The organism is Oceanobacillus sp. CFH 90083, from assembly GCF_009389585.1.
GTDB lineage: Bacteria > Bacillota > Bacilli > Bacillales > Amphibacillaceae > Oceanobacillus.
Window position 1 is genome coordinate 1 of the sequence record NZ_VIYG01000058.1, and the last position, 324, is coordinate 324.

Annotated in this window: 1 protein-coding gene; it reads right to left on the reverse strand. The window is 37.7% G+C overall.

The window, feature by feature from the left end:
- Positions 1–94 precede the first annotated feature (94 nt).
- Positions 95–324: IS200/IS605 family transposase (gene tnpA, locus FLK20_RS21480; RefSeq protein WP_152658624.1), on the reverse strand; the 230-nt coding region annotated here is incomplete at its 5' end.

The window sequence follows — 324 nt, forward strand, 5'->3', positions numbered from 1 at the left end:
TTGACAACAGCCCTATAAGGGCATTTTACCTGCTCCGCCTTAAAGACGGGTATCGCAAGCGCTCATACCATCGCACCTCTAAAAGAGGTTTCTTTTATCTTTGTTCTGTCTTTTTATCTTCCTCTTGTTGTTCTTGGATATATTCTTTAATTGCTTCTTCTGTGATATTTCCTACTGTCGAAACATAATATCCTCTTGCCCAAAATGCTCTTGACCACTTGCTTCCAAACTGTGGATGTTTATCAAATATCATCAAAGCACTTTTTCCTTTTAAGTACCCTACAAATTCAGATACACTTTGTTTTGGTGGAATACTTACACACA